The organism is Methylotuvimicrobium sp. KM1 (genome assembly GCF_044788715.1).
In the GTDB taxonomy this organism is placed as follows: Bacteria; Pseudomonadota; Gammaproteobacteria; order Methylococcales; family Methylomonadaceae; genus Methylotuvimicrobium.
In genome coordinates this window covers 1,999,181-2,020,427 of record NZ_CP173170.1, presented here as the reverse complement: position 1 = coordinate 2,020,427, position 21,247 = coordinate 1,999,181, and the positions used below count along the sequence as shown (strand labels likewise).

Below are 21,247 nucleotides of genomic sequence, written 5' to 3'. Positions count from 1 at the left end.
ATATTGAAAGTCAATGGCTTTCCCTCACCTAGCGTTAGGTGACACTGCCATTAAGTTAAGCCGTCACAGAGATAAGTAATGCTTGCATTCAGGCTCTAATGTGCCTCAAAAGCTTGCCATCCATGGCACTGGATTCCGCCAGTCCATGGCGGAATGACGGGTTTCCCTTAACTTAATGGCAGTGAGCGTTAGGTGAGGGAGCGAGACCCCCGGCGCCTTAGGCACTGCCGAAATTTGAAGTGCGAAAGGGTATAGCTTATTTCCAAACGCTCATGATGCTAGTGAAATCGTCCGTCCATGAACGAGCATCGGCGTAATGGGGGACTTTTTGCCAATTATGCTGCAAGTCGGCATTGACTAAAGGCAGAAGGTCCGCTTCTTTTCGAGCCAGAATGGCCCAATCCGATCGATAAACAAAAGGAATATTTTGCTCAGGCCTGAATTCTTGCAGCAACAGCGTCAATCCCAATTTTTCCGCATGATCCGCTAACACCTTCTTCAGCTCCAGATAACGATTGGAAATGTGAAAAACCAACAATCCGTGATTTTCCAGCCTAGAAAAATACAACTCCAAAGCTTCCTTGGTGAGTAAATGGGTCGGTATCGAATCTGATGTAAACGCGTCGATAACCAATAAATCAAAAGGATTTGGTTGATTTTCCAATGTGATTCTGGCGTCTCCGACTTGAATATCGTAACCGCTGATACAATCCGTTAAATAAGTAAAATACTCTGGATTCGTTGCGATCTGCACAACGGCCGGATCGAGTTCGAAAAATGTCCAGTGTTGAGAAGCTTTAGCGTAACCGGCCATTTCTCCAGCTCCAAGACCGACAACGCCGATCCGCCAAGCGTTGTTTTGACTGTTGTAATTCGCAAAAATGGAACCCAAAGGCCCTTGCGGACTGTAATAGCCGTTCGGCGTGCATTGTCGATTGACATCGTTCAACAACTGCAAGCCATGCCGGGTTGTACCACTATAAATTTCATGCAATGTGTGCGTATTGTTGTCGACATTGAGATCCGAAATTTTCTTGACCGACAATACGCCATAAAAATTTCGGCTTTGATGCAAGAGCTGGTCTCCGCCTTGATGCTTTTCCGGCGCCGCACAGGACAACACCAACAGTCCAACCAAAGGAAAATACAACGAATTTTTTTTAAATAGAAAGTAGGCTGCGCCCATTAAAGCAATGATCCCAAAACTAATGAGAAAGGCATCGTCCAGTTGTTTGACACTGATCGATAAAATGACCGCAAACGTAATGAAGTAAGCGCTAAAAATAATTTTCGCCAAATGTTCCTTAACATACTGACCAATGCCATTGATTGGGTTCAACAGCAATGCGCAAACAATCATCAGTGGATATTCGTAAATCGAGCTGAATATAAACGGCGCGATAAAGCTGTTAAAAATACCTCCGAGCATCCCGCCGAAAGACATGATTAAATAATATTGAGTAAGATAGTTTGTCGAGGGGCGTTTCTTAGCTAACTCCCCATGACATACCATGATGGATAAAAAGAAAACTAATAAATGAATCAATAATTCAACTGAAAAAGAGGCCAGTTTTTGATTCGAAAAGTAGTAAATCAAAAAGGGTGCAACCAGCCAGGGCTGTATCAATAATACTTTCTTATGAATAGCGGCGCCGTAGCCGGAAAATACCAAAATAAATGAGAACAAATACAAGGCTAAAGGAATAACCCATAACAACGGCACCGTGGCGATATCGATGCTGATGAAATTAGTCGTGCCCAATAACAAACTGGAAGGCACAAACGCCAATAATAACCATTGAATTTGTAATTTCAGCTCAGGCTTTTCGACTAGATTAACACTTGATGCCTTATTGACTGCAGGCTGAAAGTGCTGCTGTTTCAGAACTAGCATACACAATGAAATCAAGCCTATCAGCACAAGAAAACCCGCACTCCAATATTGCTGTTGCTGGCTAATACCGATAGCGGGCTCCAGTAAAAAAGGATAGCTCAATAACGCGATCAAGCTGCCGGCATTACTGGCAATCGAAAGATAATAAGGGTCGTTACTGGTCTGATGGCCGATTTTTGAAAACCACTTTTGCAATAGTGGTGAGTTAGTGGACAACACGAAAAACGGCAAGCCTATCGACACAAATAGAGTCGACAACAACCAAATACTGGGATTTTCCGAACTGGGCGGCCTGCTACCCTCAGGGATACTTACCGGAAGGAAATAAAGACTGATAAGCAGTATCGAAAGGTGGATGGCAAGATGCTTTCGATAACCAAAGCGAGTTGAGAGAAAATGGGCATAAAGATAACCCAGAAAAAGGATGCTCTGATAAAACACCATACAGGTATTCCATACGGATGCAGAGCCGCCTAATAAAGGCAAAAGCGCTTTCCCAAACATTGGTTGTAAAACAAACATTAAAGAAGCACTGCTGAATAACGTCAACGCGAACAGGAAGATAGGAAAATTGTCGCGTCTGATTTCACTATGATGTGTAATGTCCATACGCCCCCCTAAATAACTAATTTACGGTGAAAATTAAGTTTTGACCGGACTAACCTCTAATTTGGCAATAATTATCGACAGGCTTATGGGCGTGTCGGACGAGTATTTCTTGACTGCTTTGCTGGGATAATATGATCGATTTCACATTTTTTCAAGTCCTTGATTAAAAAAACTTACCTTTCCGCACTATAACAAAATAACTTATTGTTTTTATTAACTCTAGTTAAGCCGGCAGCAAAGCACTCTTAGTCATTTCATGACAATAACCTTAAAATCCTTACGGATAGGACTTGCATAAAAAAAGCTAAAGCGTTATTTATTTAAAGCGCAACCGGCAACACCTCTTTCCCATAACAAACCTAACAATTTAAGAGGTAGTAAACTATGAAAACAGCACCAATCCTGACAGTAACACTAATTATCGGCGTCATTGCATACTTGGGCTACCGCCCCCGTACTCATGACGTCGCAACGGACTATACTGTCTATCAGCATATCGAGAATTGCAAAGCTGAGCTTGGGATCACCCGTAAATTGCCGGTACTCTCATGTTTAGACGGCACACAAGTCCCTATTTATGTCGATAATCAAGAAATTAAAGAAGACAACTGGGAAAAACTTCTCTCAAACTCGAAAAAATGCGACAACCCTCATTGGCTCGGCGGCGATATGGGCTGCTGGACCTACTCGCACTTACAAATCAAGCAACTCGACGACGACAACATCATGGTGCTCAACTGCCGGCAAAAAGGGAATCAATTCGAAAAAGATTGGTTCCGAAAAACCAAAGCCAATCTCGGTATGAACCAGCAGCAAAGAAAAGAGCGCTTTGAGAAAGCGTCTAGCACCGAGAGAGCCGAACTTTATTATCTTTACAATACTTTTAACGATATCGGCATTATTCTGCGAAATACAAAAACAGGAAAAAGTTGTTATCTCACTCAATATGGCGAAGCAGTGATCGGTTTTTTACCGCCCCTTGATAAGCCCCTTCCAAGCAAGGACGATTATTTAAATCAATACAATCCGGAGCAAGCACGACCTCCGAAAGACTTTCCGCAGGATCTTTGGTACCGGGATGCCAATCAAGCTTTTAAATCGCCGGAGTTTACCGCGGAAGCCGGTTGCGTTGCCTGCCACAATGCGCACGGCTTTAAATACAGTCCGTACATTAATTCGAAACACGGCCTACCGGATATTTACACGATGGCACCTCTACCCTTTTTAGCGGTTGGCAAGCCTTTTCAAAACTTTTTCAATAAACATCATATTCTCCAGATTACAACCGACCCTATCGATGGCGAGCAGCAACTCTGTACTCAGTGCCATAAAATGACGACCTCTGGAACTTGCGGTTATAGTTTTGAATTTGCCACGGGACATCCGGACAAAACGCTGAGCACCTGGCTAACTTCGGGTCCGAACGAAAGAAACTGGATGCCGCCTATTGCCGCGGCCCCGGCTCTGATAAAAAAACATGTCGCCGCAATGAAATGCTGTTGCGACAACCCTCAGTCTCAAGGATGCAAAAGCCGCAAATTCGGCCCGACTCTTGCCGACCTTCCTAAAGGTTTCCATGAAGGCAAAGGTTGGGTTAGCGGCCAAGAGCCTGGCCTTTGTAAAGACATTATGCAGTCCTATCAATGGAATGCCGATAAGTTTTGATTCCTTTCCAAGATATTGTTATTGCATCGATTGTTAGAGGAAATCAGATGGATTGTTGCTCTTCGTCTAATGCCGTTTTGACGACCCGCGGATGGGAATCAACTTAAGGAAATAACGCGTCATTCCACCAGGATCAGGAAGCCGGAGCTTCCGGTTCCGGGGTGTCTTTCCCAAGCTGGAGTTAGGGAAAGAGCGTGATGCGGGTTGGCCGTTTTTAGCTTGATCCGTATGAGTGGAAACCCCAAAAATAAAAAAACCCGCTCGAAAGCGGGTTTTTTATGTTCAAAACCGATGAAATTATTACTTAACCCAGCCCTAACATTTGGTGAACATAAGTAATTGAAAGTTAATAATCATATTCAATATCATAATCCATCGTCACTACAAATTGTAAAGGCTGGATTAATTTTCCATCCAGATCAATTCTACACGGCGATTTTGAACTCGACCTGCCTCGGTTCTATTATCGGCAATGGGACGATTGGGGCCGTAACCTTTAGCGTGCATACTGTCGGTTACCCCTTTAGCTTTCAGGTAATCAACAACCGATTGCGACCGGCGCTCAGACAATCTCATGTTGTAGTTGTAGCCACCTTCACTACTGGTATGACCTTGAACTTCGATTTCTTTTTCTTGCGGATAGGCAATCAACTTTTCAGCGACTCCATCTAAAATTATCTTTGCTTGTTCAGTCAGTTCGGCAGAATCGAACCTAAAGTTAACCCCTTTGAGCTCGATACTAATAGGACAGCCTTGCGCATCGACCTTACTACCGGAAATAGTACCCGGGCATTTATCCAAACAATCGTTGACGCCGTCACCATCCGAATCCAGGGTCGAACAATCCGGAGCAGCCGGCTCGGGCTCGAATTTCACGGGTGTAATAGCCGCTCTCGGTTTTTCTCCGAACGGAATCACAAAGCCGACATTAACGGTCATATCATGATATTCCTCGGTACCGGGGCGCAGATTGGCGTTGAAGTTATTGTTGTAACGATAACGCACATCACTCCGCAATAGGAAGTTATCATGCAATTCGTAAGTAAAACCGACACCGCCTTCGCCGGTAATCGAAGCGGCGCTATCACCTGGCACACTGGTGTTCATGCCGCCGATGCCGGCAACGATATAAGGTGAAAAGGTATCGCGAAAAAAGTAATATTGCAGATCGGCCGAACCGCCGGTTAAATCCCAACGCCCTTTGGTTTGACCTGTTTCGGCATTATTATAGCCACTGAAACCTTGGTAAAAACCTCTCAATTCGACGTTGAAGTGCTCGTTGAGCATTTTACCGAAGCCCATACCGCCGCCCCAACCGTCTTTAGCGCCGCGGTCGCCGCCTGATTTGATGAAGGTGCCGAATGGCGCAACATACCAGCGGTCATCCTGCAGCTCTTCGGCCCAAGCCGAAGGAGTGGCGACAAATCCTGCCAATAAAGCACTAGCCATTAATTTTTTTAAATACATAACAACCTCATAAACTGAATAAAAACCTTCAACAAACCGGGGTTCTCGATAGAAATGGCCGATATGAAAAATGGTTACTTTTTAAGAAAAACTCAAGTTGCATGCAATTTTAACCAAGCCCGTTGTTATTTTACAACAAAGACCTGTCGTATTTATACACTTCAAGTGCCATATAGTTTACATCATTATTTTTCCATCAACACAATTTTTTATTAAAAAATATTATTTATCAATAGCTATAGACTCTAACTTTAATATTTTTTTAGCTAATTAAATGTTTTGTTATCGCCACGCCGAGACTGTATTTTTTTCGCAACAATAGGCAAAATAACAGGCTTTTGTATGCCGTGAATGTTTCAGCTTATTCACGAAAATTTTGAGCACCACTGAATCCAGAATCGTACCTTTCAACCGAGAAAGCTAGGTTATAGCAACCCAAAAAACCCTTATCGTAGCGTTCAACTGACAAACTATGCTGAAATTGCCAACATTAGAAAACACTGTGTTCACTCTATGTAATGGTATTTTTTTTAATATTGGCATATAGTTGAACTTAAGCTCCTCCGTCATAACCCAGTGCAGCAGAGAGACACCATGGAATCGTTCATTCAAAATCTCGTTGAAACCCACGCAAGGCGCCCAACTCGGCTTTTAGCTATATTACGCGCCGTTCAGGCGCGATACTTCCATATTCCGAACCAAGCCATTCGATTGCTATCCAAAGAATTAAACATTCCAACAACGCGCATTATCGGCGTTATCGAATTTTATAGCTTTCTCCATTTAACGCCGCGCGGACGTTACGATATATTAATCAGCGATTCGATCACTGATCACATGCTCGGCAAACACAATTTGATGGACTATCTATCTAACAAACTTTCCGTGTCGCCCGGCAGCGTTCGTGAAGACGGATTGGTCAGCTTGGATAATACTTCATGCACCGGCATGTGCGATCAAGGCCCCGCCGGGCTGATCAATGGCCGCGCGATCACTCGACTTGACCGACCTAGAATCGACGCGATCGCACAATTGATCGACGAACAAAAAGCACTTGAGGACTGGCCCAAGGAATTCTTTGAGGTCGGCGATAACATCTATCAATCCGATTTGCTATTGAGCAGTCGCCTTACTGCCGGAGAAGGCCTCCAAGCGACCTTCGCACGCGGCCTAAAAGAAACGCTATCGGAAGTCGATCAATCCGGACTCAGAGGGCGAGGCGGCGCAGGCTTTAAAACGGCGATGAAATGGCAATTTTGCTCCGAAGAATCGGAACAAGATCGCTATGTGGTCTGCAATGCCGATGAAGGCGAACCCGGAACATTCAAAGACCGAGTATTACTGAATAGCTATTCCGACCATGTTTTCGAAGGCATGACTATTTGCGCGGCACTTATCGGCGCCAAGCACGGTTTTCTGTATCTACGAGGCGAATATCTTCATCTTTACCAAAAATTGGAAAACGTTCTCGAACAACGCCGTCAGGCCGGCTTGCTGGGCAATAACATTCTTGGCAAAGGTCTAAATTTCGATATTGAGATATGTCTCGGCGCCGGCGCCTATATTTGCGGCGAGGAATCGGCACTCATCGAATCCTTAGAAGGCAAATGCGGTATTCCGCGAAATCGTCCGCCCTACCCTGTTTCTCAAGGCTATTTAAACAAACCGACCGTCGTCAACAATGTTGAAACTTTCGCGGCCACCGCCAACATTGCCTTACACGGAGGCGCTTGGTTCGCGAACAAAGGCACGGAAAAATCCCAAGGCACCAAAATTCTTAGCATTAGCGGGGACTGTCTACGTCCCGGCATTTACGAATATCCGTTTGGCGTTACGGTACGGAAAATTCTGGAGGATTGTGGTGCCCATGATGTACTTGGCGTTCAAATCGGCGGACCGTCCGGCACCTTTATTTCCAACCAGGAACTCGATCGCATACTAGGATTCGAGGATTTAGCCACGGGAGGCTCGTTCATCGTCTTCAATTCGACACGCAACATTCTCGACATCGTGCGTAATTTCACTGATTTCTTCGCGCATGAAAGCTGCGGGTTCTGCACGCCTTGCCGGGTCGGCACGTCGTTGCTGAAAAAACAACTCGACAAAATCGTCAACGGCCACGGTTCGGCCGGCGATGTGGTTGCCCTTGAAGAACTGACCCGGCTTGTTAAAAATCATAGTCATTGCGGTTTAGGCCAAACGGCGGCCAATCCGATCATTCATACTTTAGAAAGATATCCCGACTTATACCAAAACCAATTGAAAAAAATCAGTTACGAGCCCGGCTTCGATTTGAACGCTTCCCTTGAAACTGCCAGACGCATGGCAAACCGTAATGATGCAGGGGCTCATCTAGCCCAAGTGGAGGAATAGCATGAGCAAAACATTTACCTTGGACGGCAAGCCCATTCCATTCGAAGATGGCCAAACCATCATGGATGCCGCTACTGCGGCCGGCGTTTACATTCCGCATCTTTGTCATCACCCGGAATTCACGCCGCACGGTAGCTGTAAGTTATGCAACGTTAATGTCAATGGCCGCACTTGTTCGGCTTGTACATTCCCGGCAACCGAAGGCCAAAATGTATTGAGCGAAACGACCGATATCAATCAGGACCGCCAAAAAATCACGCAAATGCTATTCGTCGAAGGCAATCATTTTTGCCCGTCCTGCGAAAAATCCGGCAACTGCCAATTGCAAGGCGTCGCTTATCATTTGAATATGCTCGACAATCATTTTCCGCACTTTTACGCGGAACGTAAAATGGATGCGAGCCACCCTGACGTCATGATCGACCATAATCGCTGCATTTTTTGCACCTTATGCGTCAGGGCCAGCCAACAAGCCGACGGCAAAGACGTTTTTGCGATTTCAGGCCGTGGTATTAACAAGCACTTGATTGTTAATTCCGAGTCCGGGCAGTTGAAAGACAGCGACATCGATGCCGGCGACCGAGCCGCGCACATCTGTCCGACTGGAGCGATTCTGATCAAACGAACCGGCTATACGATCCCGATCGGACAACGTATTTACGATCATAAACAAATCGATCAAGTCAGCTTGGAAACGGAGCACGAGAGTCATGGCTAATAAAATCAGAGTCGCAACCACGTCGCTAGCCGGCTGTTTCGGTTGTCACATGTCGTTTCTCGACATCGACGAACGCATGCTGCAACTCGCCGAGGCGGTCGAATTCGACCGTTCGCCGATTACCGACATCGAACATTGCACGAATTGCGACATCGGCTTAATCGAAGGCGGCGTCTGCAATTCGGAAAATGTGCATGTGTTGCGCGAATTTCGTAAAAACTGCAAAACACTGGTCGCGGTCGGCGCCTGTGCCATTAACGGCGGCTTGCCGGCGATGCGCAACTTCATTCCTTTGGAAGAATGCCTGACCGAAGCTTATTTGGACGGTATCGGCGTCGAAAACCCGCAGATTCCAAGCGACCCGGAGTTACCTTTATTGCTGGACAAGGTTCGCCCGATTCATGAAATCGTCAAGATCGATTATTTCCTACCGGGTTGCCCGCCGTCTGCCGATGTTTTTTGGAAATTTTTGACCGACCTGCTCGAAGGCCGCGAACCGTCACTGCCTTACGAGTTGGTGCATTATGATTAATTTGGATTCTCGCGCTGAGTTAATTCGAAAGGGTTATTTATTTCCCGCAGAGGCGCTGAGAACAGCATTAGGATTTGGTCGTAAATAACTTCCTTATTTTAGGGAGGGTTCGGTTGCTCGATTGGCAGGTGTCGGCGGCAGGGCAGATTTTTGCTCCTCGGCAATTGCTGAGTTACAAGGATGTAATGAATGCAGAAAATGCAGGAGCATTTTTCTGCCCTGCATCGCCTAAAGCGCCCTACTGTTGGTGCCCTAATACACGCCATCCATGGCGTAATGCAAAATCTGCATTCACCCAGCACCTAAATTAACCATAATGTTAAATCATTGCCAATGACCTATGGAATTTAGGTGCTGGGTTCACGGCGCCCTGCCAAGCGAGTTGCCGAACCCTCAACAAAGATCATAGTTCCAGGACGGTATTTATTACGAAATCCTTATTAAGATTTCGGCAGTCCAACGAGTTTGCGCGGTGAACCCTATCATTGAGCGAACCATGAAAAAAACTCTGCGCCTCTGCGCGAGCCAATAAAATTATCGAGAACACTTATGTACGAACATTTAGAAACAGCCGCCAGCCCGGAAAACCTTAAACGTGTCGTGGTCGATCCGGTATCGCGGGTCGAAGGTCATGGCAAAGTCACTTTATTGCTCGATGAAAACAACAAGGTCCAACAAGCCCGCTTACATATCGTCGAGTTTCGAGGCTTCGAACGCTTCATTCAGGGCCGCCCTTATTGGGAGCTGCCTGTTTTAGTGCAGCGCCTATGCGGCATCTGCCCGGTCAGCCATCATTTAGCCGCCGCCAAGGCAATCGATCAACTCGTCGGTATCGACCCGGAAAATCTGCCTCCGGCCGCAACCAAATTAAGGCGCTTGCTGCATTTCGGTCAAGTTATGCAGTCCCACGCCTTACATTTCTTCCATTTGTCGAGCCCGGATTTATTGTTCGGATTCGAAAGCGAGATCGGTAAACGCAACATCATCGCGGTACTGGCCGAGCACCCTGAAATCGGCGTACAGGGCGTCAAGCTTCGCAAATACGGCCAAGAAGTGATCCGTATGATTTCTGGCAAGCGCGTTCACGGCACCGGTGCAATCGCCGGCGGCATGAACAAACCGTTATCCCGTGAAGAGCGCGATTATTTGTTGACCGATATCGATCAAATGATCGAATGGGCGGCGGCAACCGTGCAGCTGGTCAAAAGAGTCCATTGTTCGAATCTGCCCTATTACGACGATTTCGCGACGATACGCAGTAATTACCTTGGCCTCACCCGCCCTGATGGTGCGCTGGAGCTTTATCACGGAGGTCTACGCGCGAAAAAAGACACCGGCAAAACCATCATCGACCATGTCGATTATTGCCGCTATAACGATTATATTCATGAAGAAGTCCGTTCCTGGACCTACATGAAGTTTCCTTATTTGTTGTCGGAAGGCAAGGAAAACGGCTGGTACCGCGTCGGCCCGCTGGCCCGCGTCAATAATTGCGACTATATCGATACCCCGTTGGCCGAGGCCGCTCGCATCGAATTCAAGCAACACGGTGGTGAAGCAATGGTTCATAGCACGCTGGCAACCCATTGGGCGCGCATGATAGAAACGTTACACTGCGCCGAAAGCATCAAAGTCTTGCTGAACGACCCGGAAATCATGAGCGACGATCTCGTCGCGCAAGGTGAAAAGCGATTCGAAGGTATCGGTGTGATCGAAGCCCCTCGCGGCACACTATTTCATCATTATCAAGTCGATGAAAACGACATTGTCACCCGCGCCAATTTGATCGTTTCAACAACCAGCAATAACATGGGGATGAACGAATCAGTCCGTCAGGTCGCCGCCGAATATTTAAATGGTCGCGAATTGACCGAACCGCTATTAAATAATCTAGAAGTCGCAATCCGCGCCTACGATCCTTGTTTATCGTGCGCAACCCACGCGGTCGGAAAAATGCCTTTGCAATTGGAGCTAATCGACGCTGACGGGCAACTCATCGATAAATTAGTTAAACATAGCGATGGTGTTATTACTCCCTTTTAATCGAAAAACCGTCTAAGTATAAAAGGTATGGCAAGTGCGGCACCTTTCCTTTAGACAAACACTAGGCAAAGAGCTACACTCAATATGACAAAGGAATGTCGGCCATAATTGCACGGATGCGATAAACCGTTCCGACATATTGGTTAAGGAGTACAGCTTATGTATAGTAAATGGGTCGTAGTAGCAGATAGCAGCAGAGCACGTTTTTTTTTCTATGAGGGCAGAAAAGAACCGTTACGGGAACTTGAAGACTTAGTCCATGCCGAGGGAAAGCTCAAAACGCAGGATGTCGTTTCCGATCAACAAGGTGGACGTGGTAACGGAGCACATTCATTTGAACCGGTTACCGATGTCAAGCAACAAGAGGCCATCCGCTTTGCCCAACAAATAGGCGATAAATTGGAACAGGGCCGAGTTAATAACGAATTCAACGATCTCGTATTAATAGCCCCTCCAGCCTTCCTCGGTACGCTACGTCAAACCCTTAACGACCAAATCAAGAAACTAGTCGGCAAATCGATCGACAAAAACCTTGTTGCTCAAGACGAGTCCAGCATCCGAAGCTATCTCTGATCGATAACCATTTAACTCCGCCTTAACAAATGTTAAAGCAGCGTTAAGCCCATGACCTGGCCCCGATTTAAATCAACCGGGGCCTTCCGCCCCTTAAGAAATTTTTATTTGAAACGAATGCTTTGAAACTTCGCCCCCGGGGTCCGCGTTTCCATTTCAACGATTTTGGATAGTTCGACTTTTTGCCTTTCCCCATTATCAATAACCAAAAATTCGCGCTTATTCTGTTCAGTCACAACGTCGATCGCTTTGCCTTCGAGACTTCGATGTTCCGTCAGTGTCAATTTGACCAAGTAACCGTACATACAGGCGATTTCTATGTAGTCGTGAAGCTCGCAAGCTATTGGTTCAATTTTCATCATGCCCCTTTTTTTCAACAAACAAAAAAGCCCCGGCCGAGATAAAACGGCCGGGGCTTTGCGTCAAGCGATGAGCTCGAACGGCGATTACATCATGCCGCCCATTCCGCCCATACCACCCATTCCGCCCATGCCACCCATATCCGGCATGCCAGCGCCTTTATCGTCGCTTGGTGCGTCGGCGATCATCACTTCAGTGGTGATCATCAGACTCGCAACAGATGCTGCATTTTGTAGCGCGAAACGAGTCACTTTCGCCGGGTCCAAAATACCCATCTCGATCATGTCGCCGTATTCGCCGGTTGCTGCATTGTAACCATAGTTACCTGTACCTTTTGCAACTTCATTCAAGACGACTGAAGACTCTTCCCCCGCGTTTTTGACAATTTGGCGCAGAGGTTCTTCCATTGCACGACGCAGAATATTGACACCGACGTCTTGATCATGATTCAAACCTTTCAAACCTTCCAGCGATTTCAAAGCGCGGACCAGTGCAGTACCGCCACCGGCAACCACACCTTCTTCAACCGCAGCACGAGTAGAATGCAGCGCATCTTCGACGCGCGCTTTTTTCTCTTTCATTTCGACTTCAGTCGCCGCGCCGACTTTGATCACTGCAACACCGCCGGCCAATTTAGCCAAACGCTCTTGCAATTTTTCTTTATCATAGTCGGAAGATGCATCATCGGCTTGCTTGCGGATTTGTGCTACCCGTGCCTTGATGCTTTCATCTGTGCCCGCACCGTCGATAACCGTAGTATTGTCTTTAGTGACTTGAACTTTTTTCGCTGTGCCCAAAAGATCCAATTCAGCTTTTTCCAAAGACAGACCGACTTCTTCCGAAATCACGGTGCCGCCAGTCAAAATCGCGATGTCTTCAAGCATCGCTTTACGACGATCGCCGAAGCCAGGCGCTTTAACCGCAGCGACTTTAACGATACCGCGCAGATTGTTGACAACCAGAGTCGCCAGCGCTTCGCCTTCGACGTCTTCGGCAACGATCAACAACGGACGACCTGATTTGGCAACACCTTCCAGTACCGGCAACAAATCACGGATGTTGGAGATTTTTTTGTCGTACAGCAGGATGAACGGATTTTCTAATTCGGCGCTCATGCTGTCTTGATTGTTGATGAAGTATGGAGACAGATAACCGCGATCGAACTGCATCCCTTCGACAACATCGAGTTGGTTGTCCAGACCTGAACCTTCTTCGACGGTGATGACACCTTCTTTACCGACTTTTTCCATCGCTTCGGCGATGATTTGACCGACCGACTCATCGGAGTTGGCCGAGATCGTGCCGACTTGCGCAATCGCTTTGCTGTCTGTGCAAGGCGTTGCTGCCGCTTCGATGGATTTAACCGCCGTAGTCACGGCTAAGTCGATGCCCCGCTTCAAGTCCATTGGGTTCATACCGGCTGCAACTGCTTTCAAGCCTTCGTTAACGATGGATTGAGCCAGAACGGTCGCAGTCGTGGTACCGTCACCGGCAACATCGGATGTATGAGACGCGACTTCTTTAACCATTTGCGCACCCATGTTTTCGAATTTATCCTTCAATTCGATTTCCTTCGCAACCGAGACGCCGTCTTTGGTGATGGTCGGTGCGCCGAAGCTTTTATCTAAAACCGCATTACGGCCTTTAGGACCCAAAGTGACTTTTACCGCATTCGCTAAAATATTGACACCTGCAACCATCAGGGTACGTGCGTCACTACCGAATTTAACTTCTTTTGCTGCCATGTTTATTCCTAGATTCTGTGGTTAATGTTAAATACTTAATCAGTTAAAAAGAGACCGTTAGCTCAGAACAGCCATAATGTCTTCTTCGCGCATCACAACGACTTCTTCACCGTCGATTTTGACTTCGCTACCTGAATATTTACCAAATAACACTTTATCACCGACTTTAACTTCTAACGCGCGAACTTGACCGTTATCGAGTGCTTTACCGGTTCCTACCGCTAAAACTTCACCTTGACTCGGTTTTTCGGCGGCAGAACCAGGCAGTACGATACCGCCGGCGGTTTTGGTTTCTTCTTCAACACGTTTGATAATTACTCTGTCGTGTAAAGGGCGTATTTTCATCAATATCTCCTAATCGATATAAACAATAAAGTGGATTATTAGCACTCGCTAGTAATGAGTGCTAATAATAATCAGCTTTTGCAGTCTGTCAAGTTCTTTGGCATCATTCGCACCTAAATTGATATCTATCCTAAAATATGAAAGACGACCAACTATTACGCTACAGCCGGCAAATCATGCTGCCGCAAATCGATATCGAAGGCCAACAACAATTGCTTGGCGCACACGTCTTGATCGTCGGTGCGGGCGGCCTTGGCTCACCGGCTTCGATCTATCTCGCGGCAGCCGGTGTCGGACAAATCACTATTTACGATGACGACACAGTCGACCTTTCGAACCTACAGCGACAAATCGCTCACTACACCGACGATATTGGGACGGACAAAGTAATTTCAACCCAAAAGACCTTAAAAAAATTAAACCCGGATACTCAGGTTAATATTTTCAAGCAACGCTTGACCGGAGTCGCGCTCGACAAAACCGTAGAAAAAGCCGATATCGTCCTCGATTGCAGCGATAACTTTTCGACGCGATTCGCGATTAACAGCGCCTGCGTCAAACACCAAACACCATTGGTATCCGGAGCCGCGATACGGTTTGAAGGCCAAGTGTCGGTTTTTACACCGGGATTACATGACAGTCCGTGTTATAACTGTTTGTACTCGGACACGGGGGAAGAGATGCAGAATTGCGCAACCAACGGCGTTATTGCGCCAATTACCGGCATTATTGGCTGCATTCAAGCACTTGAGGCAATTAAGTTAATTACCGGCGCCGGCGAAACGCTAACCGGACGATTATTATTACTGGATGGTTTGACGATGGAATGGAACAGCATGAAGTTAAGAAAAAATCCGAACTGCCCTACCTGCGGAAAATAGATGGATAAAATCACCCGAATTGCACTTTTTTTACCGGATGTTGAATTTTTTTCCACATCAACGAGATAATTCGGCGGGATACCCAAGCCTCTCCTTGCCGAATGACCTTGACTGCCTTATTAAAAAATCTTGCCAAATCGGTAAACTGTAAATAACCTTGAGCCCCCGATACCAAACAATCGATGACTTCGCGATCGGTCAATTCAGGTGCGATCAAAATAATTTTGCTATCAGGACTTGCCGCATTCAATAACGCAATATATTCGGCGGTTTGCTGTTCGCGAAGTTCATAGCGAAGCACAACGATAAGCGGCTTGTCTCTTTCAACCGCGATCAAGGCCTTTATTTCGTCATGATCGACTCGTATTTTTAGGCTCGGATCGTCGATAAACCGCAGAATGTCTTCGTCGTTATCAATTATTTGCAGATCAATCATAAAGTTACCGATCGTTTAGGTTATCCGGCTTTCAAAATACCACTCCATTCCCTCTGTGCTTATTTGAGTCAAAATCATCCACGTTTTCAACTTAGAAAAGAGTCTAGTCTGTTTTACGTAATTGTTAACTGTACCAAAGTACTAAATTGCTCAACCTGGCCCAACTTTAACATTTGATGAGCATAATGAATTGAAAATTAATAATATTCAACGTCATAATCCATAGTCACTACAAATTGTTAAGGCTGAGCTACTTACTCTTCAACAATCTGCACTCGCTGAGTAATGCCGCAAACCAGTGTGTAGGGGATGGTTCCCGACCAAGACGCTACCTCTTCGATGGGCAACGCTCCTCCCCATAGCGTCACTGGATCACCCGGCTTGGCATCGTCTTGTTCGCTCAAATCGACCGTGATCATATCCATCGATACCCTACCGATCATCGGGACGCGCTTGCCGTTAACAAGAACCGGTGTGCCGGATCGAGCATGACGAGGATAACCGTCCCCGTAGCCAATTGCGACAACCCCCATTGTAATCGGCCTATCGCACACCCAAGTACCGCCGTAACCCACCTTATCGCCTTGCCGTACGGATTTAACGGCAATCAACCGGGAATGCAAAGCCATGACCGGCTTTAAATCGAAATCACCTCCAGTCGTTTCGGGAAACGGAGAAATCCCATACAACATAATTCCGGGTCTTACCCAGTCGGTCAACGCTTCCCGCCAACCTAAAATCCCGGCTGAATTCGCGATACTACGCGGCCCTGCAAAACCCGACAATGTTTTATTAAATAAGTCGATTTGTTTCAAAGTCATTGGGTCGGATCTCAGGTCGGCATTTGCCAAATGGGTTATAAAACCAACCGGCTGCTTGATTAACGAGCTCGATCTCAAACGCTGATGAACTTTTTCGACCTCGTCAGCCGAAAACCCCAAACGGTTCATGCCGGTATCGATTTTCAACCAAGCATTGATTCCGATAGAGCCGAATTTTCGATCAATGATATCCAACTGCCCGAACGAGTGAATTAAGGGATCTAAACCGAAATCGATCAAATCGTTCAATTCCTCAGAACACGTAAAACCTTCCATAACCGCGATGCGTTGCGAAATACCGGCTTTGCGCAAGCGAATACCTTCATCGACGCGGGCCACGGCAAAGCCGTCCGCATCGATTAATCGTTCTGCGACACGCAACAAGCCATGCCCGTATGCGTTGGCTTTAATCACCGCCATGACTTTCGAGTCTGGCGCGTAGCGTCTAACCACATTCAAATTATGGCTTAACGCATCCAAGTTCAATTTGACATAAGCGGCCGGCGTCATTCGTAATCGTCTCCGCCGTAAGGATTTCCGGCAAAGTTTTCAAACCGAGTGTATTGTCCGAGGAAAGTCAACCTGACCGTGCCTATCGGACCGTTACGTTGCTTACCGATGATAATTTCAGCAACGCCTTTCTCCGGACTATCCGGATTGTAAACCTCATCCCGATAAACAAATACGATTACGTCGGCATCCTGTTCGATACCTCCCGACTCACGCAAATCGGACATCACCGGCCGTTTATTGGGCCGCTGTTCCAAGTTCCGATTAAGCTGGGATAACGCGATAACCGGTACATTGAGTTCCTTGGCCAAGGCTTTCAAGCCTCTAGAAATATCGGAGATCTGCTGAACCCGATTATCGCCGCTTGCCGGAGACTGCATCAATTGCAAATAATCCAAAACAATCAAGCCCAACTGGCCATGCTCGCGCATCAATCGACGCGCTCTCGAGCGCACTTCAGTCGGCGTCAACGCCGGTGTATCGTCGATGAACAGTTTGGTTTCAGCCAATAAATTAATCGCCGAAGTCAAACGCGGCCATTCGTCGTCGTCAAGTTTACCGGTTCTAATTTTATGTTGATCGATACGCCCCAATGAGGACATCATACGCATCGCCAAGGAGTCTCCAGGCATTTCCATACTGAACACCGCAACCGGTTTATCGCCTTTAATCGCAACATTCTCCGCCATGTTCATCGCGATCGTGGTTTTACCCATCGACGGCCGACCCGCAACAATAATTAAATCGGACGGCTGTAGGCCTGAGGTCATTTCGTCGAAATCATTAAATCCGGTGCTGGCACCGGTGATATTGCCTTCCTGCTCGTAAAGCATTTCAATCTTATCGACTGCCTGCGCCAGCAACGACTTGATCGACGTGAAACCACCCTGCCCGCGTTGGCGCTGTTCGGCGATTTGAAATACTTGGCGCTCGGCATTTTCGAGCAATTCGGAGGTATCGCGCCCTTCCGGACTAAAAGCCGAATCGGATATATCGGTTCCGACATGGATCAACTGCCTTAAAACGGACTTATCGCGAACAATAGTCGCATAAGCGACAATGTTCGCAGCACTCGGGGTATCCTTTGCCAAGGTACCTAAATAGGCCAGACCGCCGACCTCATTCAATTGTCCGGCGGAAGCCAGTGCCTCGGATAAAGTAATGACGTCGAAAGGATCTTGTTTTTCGGCCAATTTTTCGATGGCCCGAAAAATCATTCGATGATCCTTGCGATAAAAATCGCCTTCAACAACTTTATCGGCGATCGAATCCCAGGTTTGGTTATCCAGCATCAAACCGCCAAGTACGGATTGCTCGGCTTGTATTGAATGCGGTGATACTTTTAAAGCTTCGGTTGCGTAATCGCGGTCGAATACATATTCTTCAGACATAATTTCGGTCAAGGGAAATACTGCTAAATTGAAGTTGATTGGAAAATCATTATGGATTTCTGCACGAAAAATCCTGAACAGGAGAGTTGCTGCGATCCAGGTAGTTGGAAAACGTTGACTCCGTTCGTACTAAAAAAGTGCGAATTTATTTACCGAGCGAGTCCATCAGCGAAATAGAGATTAGGAAAGTCGAAGATTAAACCCGCTGACGATGATTTTTACTTCGCGCGGCCATGTTTGCAGCTTTTATGGCAATGCTATTTTGTTCGGTAGCAAGGCGCGAAAACAGGCGTCAAACTACTCCCTTTATACTCAAAAATTAGCTAACTTTATGAAGGTATGGGGTGTGGCTAGCGAGGATGTCGGCAGCAGGGCAGATTTTTGCTCCTCGGCAACTGCTCCTGCGTTGCTCTAATACACGCCATCCATGGCGCTCGAGCGCTGCCGTCAAGCCCCCAGGGATGGGTTCACCCAGCACCTAAATTCCATAGTTCATTGGCTATGATTAGCTATCTAGGATAATTTAGGTGCTGGGTGAACGGCGTTCCTCGATAGACACATCCCATACCTTTTATTCTTAGACGGTTTTTCAATCAAAAGGGAGTAAGCCATGTAACTGTTTTCGCCATTCAACTACCGGACAAAAAAGCGCGTTAGCTTACCAGTAAATGTGGCCGTGCGAAGTATCAGTGGCGCCTTCAGAATCAGAAACTCAGTTAGTCGGCTTAAATTAGGACTGTGTATTTTAAGACTTTCGCAACTAACAGAACTTTCCTCGGCAAAACCATTAAACACCAATACGAGAAATCCCAACCGCCTCTCGCAATTGCTTCATAAAAGGCACGCTAATCTCGCGGGCCTTTTTAGCGCCTTCCTGCAATTCGTTTTCAATATGCTCAGGCGCCTGTAATAAGGCTTCATAACGCTCTCGGGCCGGTGCAATATGGTCGTTGATATATTCGAACAACAACTTTTTCATTTCACCCCAAGCAATACCGTCCGCATAGAGTTTTCGAACTTCATCGACTTCCGAAGGCCGGGCAAAAGCCTGATAAATTCCAAACAAGGTACAGCCATCGGGATCTTTCGGTTCGCCCGGTTCCAAAGAATTGGTCTTGATCTTGTTTATCAGTTTTCTGAGTTTTTTCTCGGGTTCGAATAACGGAATCGTATTGTTGTAACTCTTACTCATTTTCCGCCCGTCCAAACCAGCAAGCGTCGCGGCATTTTCGGTCACGACCGCATCCGGGATGACAAAATGTTCGCCATAAATATGATTGAAACGTCCGGCGATATCACGCGCCATTTCGATATGCTGAATCTGATCCTTACCCACAGGAACCTTGTGTGCATTGAATATCAAAATGTCGGCCGCCATCAGAATCGGATAACTGAACAAGCCCATCGTAATGCCTTTGTCGGGATCGTTTTCGCCGCCTTGTTCATTTTCGGCAACCGCTGCCTTGTAAGCATGCGCCCTATTCATGAGCCCCTTTGCCGTTACACACGTCAACATCCAAGCCAACTCGGTGATCTCCGGTACATCGGATTGCCGGTAAAACACCGCATTCGACGTATCCAAGCCGAGCGCCAACCAAGTCGCCGCGATTTCAAGGCTCGATTGTCTGACTTTTTCCGGATCCTGACATTTGATCAAGGCATGGTAATCGGCCAAAAAATAAAATGGACTCACGTTTGCATCCTTACTGGCGGCAATAGCAGGCCTGATCGCGCCTACATAATTTCCCAAATGAGGAGTACCGGTGGTCGTGATACCGGTTAAAACGGTCGCTTTTGTCATTATAAATAAATCCCCAAAACCCTGACGGGGTTCACATCGTTAAAATTTGCAAAATATTACATGATTTACAACCAATAGCCATAGTGTATGCGAAAACTTTTACGCACAACTCCCTTTATGCTCAAAAAATGGTTAACTTTATGAAGGTATGGAGGTGTAGCTAGCGCGCAACGATGCCAAAATAGAATCCTATAATATGAAGTTACGCAACTTTCAAGGTGATTTTCATGAACAAGCATTTTATTTATAGTAAACTTCGCGCAAACAGTCTGAAAGCAAACACGGGCACTGCCATTCACGGAAAAACAATTTATCCAATTATAAAGAAGAGAGTTGACATGCTGGAATACGACGAAAAACGTAATTACATCCGAATGAGCGTCGATTGCGAACTTACCTACAAGTTAGCCGATGCAAGCGAAAGTCATTCAGGAATTTGCACATCAATTAGCGGTTCTGGTGTTTCCTTCATTGCCGATCAATCCTTCGATCCCGGAAGCGCAATGGAGGTCAATATTACACCCAAAAACACAATTACTCCGCCCATGACCGCCTATATAGAAGTCGTCAGAACGACAAAACAGGATAATGGCCGCTACGAAATTGCCGCCGCAATTAAGAGCATCAAAGGTCATTAACTTACATTATTCCAACTCGGCCGAGATTGCTAACTCATGTATACGATTACTAAGGAAGTCTATTTTTGCTATGGACATAGACTGATGAACCACCCCGGCAAGTGCCGTCATCTTCACGGACACAGCGTTAAGGCTGCTATCACGATTAAACAAGAACATCTTAACGAGCAAGGCATGGTTTGTGACTTTTCGGACATAAAAGCGTGTGTCGAAGACTATATCAACGAACATTTGGATCATAATTTTCTATTGCATAAAAAAGACCCGATCATTCCGTACTTAACAGAAACCCAAGAGCGATTCATGGCTCTGGACCAGCATCCGACCGCGGAAGTACTGAGTCAAATGATTTATCAACATATTAAAGAACAAGGTTTCAATGTCGACCAAGTGACCTTATGGGAAACCGCAAGCGCTCATGCCTGTTATCGGGAAGACTGATCTA

General features: G+C 46.5%; 18 protein-coding genes. 9 read left to right on the top strand and 9 right to left on the bottom strand.

All coding sequences use genetic code 11. The features are described 5' to 3' along the window. Nucleotides 1-256 precede the first annotated feature (256 nt). A complete protein-coding gene (locus ACINK7_RS08530; protein WP_404360923.1) occupies nt 257-2,503 on the bottom strand; it encodes a fused MFS/spermidine synthase in 2,247 nt (748 codons plus the stop codon). Nucleotides 2,504-2,887: 384 nt separating this feature from the next. Between ACINK7_RS08530 and ACINK7_RS08525 the strand changes: the two genes are divergently transcribed. Further along, nucleotides 2,888-4,168, top strand: a complete 1,281-nt coding sequence (locus ACINK7_RS08525; RefSeq protein ID WP_404360922.1) for a hypothetical protein — start codon at nt 2,888-2,890, stop codon at nt 4,166-4,168. A gap of 402 nt (nt 4,169-4,570) precedes the next feature. Here ACINK7_RS08525 and ACINK7_RS08520 read toward each other — a convergent pair whose 3' ends face one another. Further along, nucleotides 4,571-5,635 (bottom strand): OmpA family protein, encoded by a 1,065-nt coding sequence (locus tag ACINK7_RS08520; protein ID WP_404360921.1) that lies wholly within the window; start codon nt 5,633-5,635, stop codon nt 4,571-4,573. A 594-nt stretch (nt 5,636-6,229) separates the two neighbouring features. Between ACINK7_RS08520 and ACINK7_RS08515 the strand changes: the two genes are divergently transcribed. The 5 genes from ACINK7_RS08515 to ACINK7_RS08495 all read left to right on the top strand — a co-directional run bounded on the left by ACINK7_RS08515 (nt 6,230) and on the right by ACINK7_RS08495 (nt 11,874). Continuing rightward, entirely contained in the window at nt 6,230-8,008 is a 1,779-nt protein-coding gene (locus tag ACINK7_RS08515) for an NAD(P)H-dependent oxidoreductase subunit E (protein ID WP_404360919.1), read from the top strand. Nucleotide 8,009: 1 nt separating this feature from the next. Further along, entirely contained in the window at nt 8,010-8,726 is a 717-nt protein-coding gene (locus tag ACINK7_RS08510; protein ID WP_404360918.1) for a 2Fe-2S iron-sulfur cluster-binding protein, read from the top strand. Next, a complete protein-coding gene (locus ACINK7_RS08505) occupies nt 8,719-9,258 on the top strand; it encodes an NADP oxidoreductase (RefSeq protein WP_017839864.1) in 540 nt (179 codons plus the stop codon). The genes ACINK7_RS08510 and ACINK7_RS08505 overlap by 8 nt, the downstream gene beginning before the upstream one ends. 549 nt (nt 9,259-9,807) lie before the next feature. Then, nucleotides 9,808-11,301, top strand: coding sequence for a Ni/Fe hydrogenase subunit alpha (locus tag ACINK7_RS08500; RefSeq protein WP_404360916.1), 1,494 nt, complete (start codon nt 9,808-9,810; stop codon nt 11,299-11,301). Nucleotides 11,302-11,460: 159 nt separating this feature from the next. Further along, entirely contained in the window at nt 11,461-11,874 is a 414-nt protein-coding gene (locus tag ACINK7_RS08495) for a host attachment protein (RefSeq protein WP_404360915.1), read from the top strand. Nucleotides 11,875-11,978: 104 nt separating this feature from the next. On the opposite strand, the gene ACINK7_RS08490 is transcribed toward ACINK7_RS08495, so the two are convergent. From ACINK7_RS08490 to groES, 3 genes are all read right to left on the bottom strand, one after another. Then, entirely contained in the window at nt 11,979-12,236 is a 258-nt protein-coding gene (locus tag ACINK7_RS08490) for a Rho-binding antiterminator (protein ID WP_404360914.1), read from the bottom strand. Nucleotides 12,237-12,320: 84 nt separating this feature from the next. After that, the gene (gene groL / locus ACINK7_RS08485) at nt 12,321-13,979 is read right to left on the bottom strand and encodes a chaperonin GroEL (protein WP_404360912.1); all 1,659 of its coding nucleotides are present in this window, start codon (nt 13,977-13,979) and stop codon (nt 12,321-12,323) included. A 57-nt stretch (nt 13,980-14,036) separates the two neighbouring features. Further along, entirely contained in the window at nt 14,037-14,324 is a 288-nt protein-coding gene (gene groES, locus ACINK7_RS08480) for a co-chaperone GroES (RefSeq protein ID WP_341325502.1), read from the bottom strand. A 137-nt stretch (nt 14,325-14,461) separates the two neighbouring features. Between groES and ACINK7_RS08475 the strand changes: the two genes are divergently transcribed. Further along, nucleotides 14,462-15,205 carry a HesA/MoeB/ThiF family protein gene (locus ACINK7_RS08475; protein WP_404360911.1) on the top strand — a complete coding sequence of 248 codons (744 nt, stop codon included), beginning with the start codon at nt 14,462-14,464 and terminating at the stop codon, nt 15,203-15,205. 10 nt (nt 15,206-15,215) lie between these two features. On the opposite strand, the gene ACINK7_RS08470 is transcribed toward ACINK7_RS08475, so the two are convergent. The 4 genes from ACINK7_RS08470 to ACINK7_RS08455 all read right to left on the bottom strand — a co-directional run bounded on the left by ACINK7_RS08470 (nt 15,216) and on the right by ACINK7_RS08455 (nt 20,164). Beyond that, a complete protein-coding gene (locus ACINK7_RS08470) occupies nt 15,216-15,641 on the bottom strand; it encodes a DNA-binding response regulator (RefSeq protein ID WP_404360910.1) in 426 nt (141 codons plus the stop codon). Between the two features lie 254 nt (nt 15,642-15,895). Beyond that, complete coding sequence (gene alr / locus ACINK7_RS08465) at nt 15,896-16,972, bottom strand: alanine racemase (protein WP_404360909.1); 1,077 nt, start codon at nt 16,970-16,972, stop codon at nt 15,896-15,898. Then, nucleotides 16,969-18,363, bottom strand: coding sequence for a replicative DNA helicase (gene dnaB / locus ACINK7_RS08460; protein ID WP_046061130.1), 1,395 nt, complete (start codon nt 18,361-18,363; stop codon nt 16,969-16,971). Before dnaB ends, alr begins: the two co-directional genes overlap by 4 nt. Nucleotides 18,364-19,150: 787 nt before the next feature. After that, nucleotides 19,151-20,164, bottom strand: coding sequence for a tryptophan--tRNA ligase (locus tag ACINK7_RS08455; RefSeq protein ID WP_404360908.1), 1,014 nt, complete (start codon nt 20,162-20,164; stop codon nt 19,151-19,153). 227 nt (nt 20,165-20,391) lie between these two features. On the opposite strand from ACINK7_RS08455, the gene ACINK7_RS08450 reads away from it, so the two are divergent. Then, nucleotides 20,392-20,802, top strand: a complete 411-nt coding sequence (locus ACINK7_RS08450; RefSeq protein WP_223842299.1) for a PilZ domain-containing protein — start codon at nt 20,392-20,394, stop codon at nt 20,800-20,802. 36 nt (nt 20,803-20,838) lie between these two features. Beyond that, complete coding sequence (locus ACINK7_RS08445) at nt 20,839-21,243, top strand: 6-pyruvoyl trahydropterin synthase family protein (protein WP_404360907.1); 405 nt, start codon at nt 20,839-20,841, stop codon at nt 21,241-21,243. Nucleotides 21,244-21,247 lie beyond the last annotated feature (4 nt).

Bases quoted from the DNA above. Each gene is read 5' to 3' on its own strand.
- ACINK7_RS08520 (WP_404360921.1), bottom strand. From the start codon at position 5,635: ATGTATTTAAAAAAATTAATGGCTAGTGCTTTATTGGCAGGATTTGTC.
- ACINK7_RS08515 (WP_404360919.1), top strand. From the start codon at position 6,230: ATGGAATCGTTCATTCAAAATCTCGTTGAAACCCACGCAAGGCGCCCA.
- ACINK7_RS08495 (WP_404360915.1), top strand. From the start codon at position 11,461: ATGTATAGTAAATGGGTCGTAGTAGCAGATAGCAGCAGAGCACGTTTT.
- ACINK7_RS08500 (WP_404360916.1), top strand. From the start codon at position 9,808: ATGTACGAACATTTAGAAACAGCCGCCAGCCCGGAAAACCTTAAACGT.
- dnaB (WP_046061130.1), bottom strand. From the start codon at position 18,363: ATGTCTGAAGAATATGTATTCGACCGCGATTACGCAACCGAAGCTTTA.
- ACINK7_RS08470 (WP_404360910.1), bottom strand. From the start codon at position 15,641: ATGATTGATCTGCAAATAATTGATAACGACGAAGACATTCTGCGGTTT.
- ACINK7_RS08505 (WP_017839864.1), top strand. From the start codon at position 8,719: ATGGCTAATAAAATCAGAGTCGCAACCACGTCGCTAGCCGGCTGTTTC.
- alr (WP_404360909.1), bottom strand. From the start codon at position 16,972: ATGACGCCGGCCGCTTATGTCAAATTGAACTTGGATGCGTTAAGCCAT.
- ACINK7_RS08525 (WP_404360922.1), top strand. From the start codon at position 2,888: ATGAAAACAGCACCAATCCTGACAGTAACACTAATTATCGGCGTCATT.
- groES (WP_341325502.1), bottom strand. From the start codon at position 14,324: ATGAAAATACGCCCTTTACACGACAGAGTAATTATCAAACGTGTTGAA.
- ACINK7_RS08450 (WP_223842299.1), top strand. From the start codon at position 20,392: ATGAACAAGCATTTTATTTATAGTAAACTTCGCGCAAACAGTCTGAAA.
- ACINK7_RS08445 (WP_404360907.1), top strand. From the start codon at position 20,839: ATGTATACGATTACTAAGGAAGTCTATTTTTGCTATGGACATAGACTG.
- ACINK7_RS08510 (WP_404360918.1), top strand. From the start codon at position 8,010: ATGAGCAAAACATTTACCTTGGACGGCAAGCCCATTCCATTCGAAGAT.
- ACINK7_RS08455 (WP_404360908.1), bottom strand. From the start codon at position 20,164: ATGACAAAAGCGACCGTTTTAACCGGTATCACGACCACCGGTACTCCT.
- ACINK7_RS08490 (WP_404360914.1), bottom strand. From the start codon at position 12,236: ATGATGAAAATTGAACCAATAGCTTGCGAGCTTCACGACTACATAGAA.
- groL (WP_404360912.1), bottom strand. From the start codon at position 13,979: ATGGCAGCAAAAGAAGTTAAATTCGGTAGTGACGCACGTACCCTGATG.
- ACINK7_RS08475 (WP_404360911.1), top strand. From the start codon at position 14,462: ATGAAAGACGACCAACTATTACGCTACAGCCGGCAAATCATGCTGCCG.
- ACINK7_RS08530 (WP_404360923.1), bottom strand. From the start codon at position 2,503: ATGGACATTACACATCATAGTGAAATCAGACGCGACAATTTTCCTATC.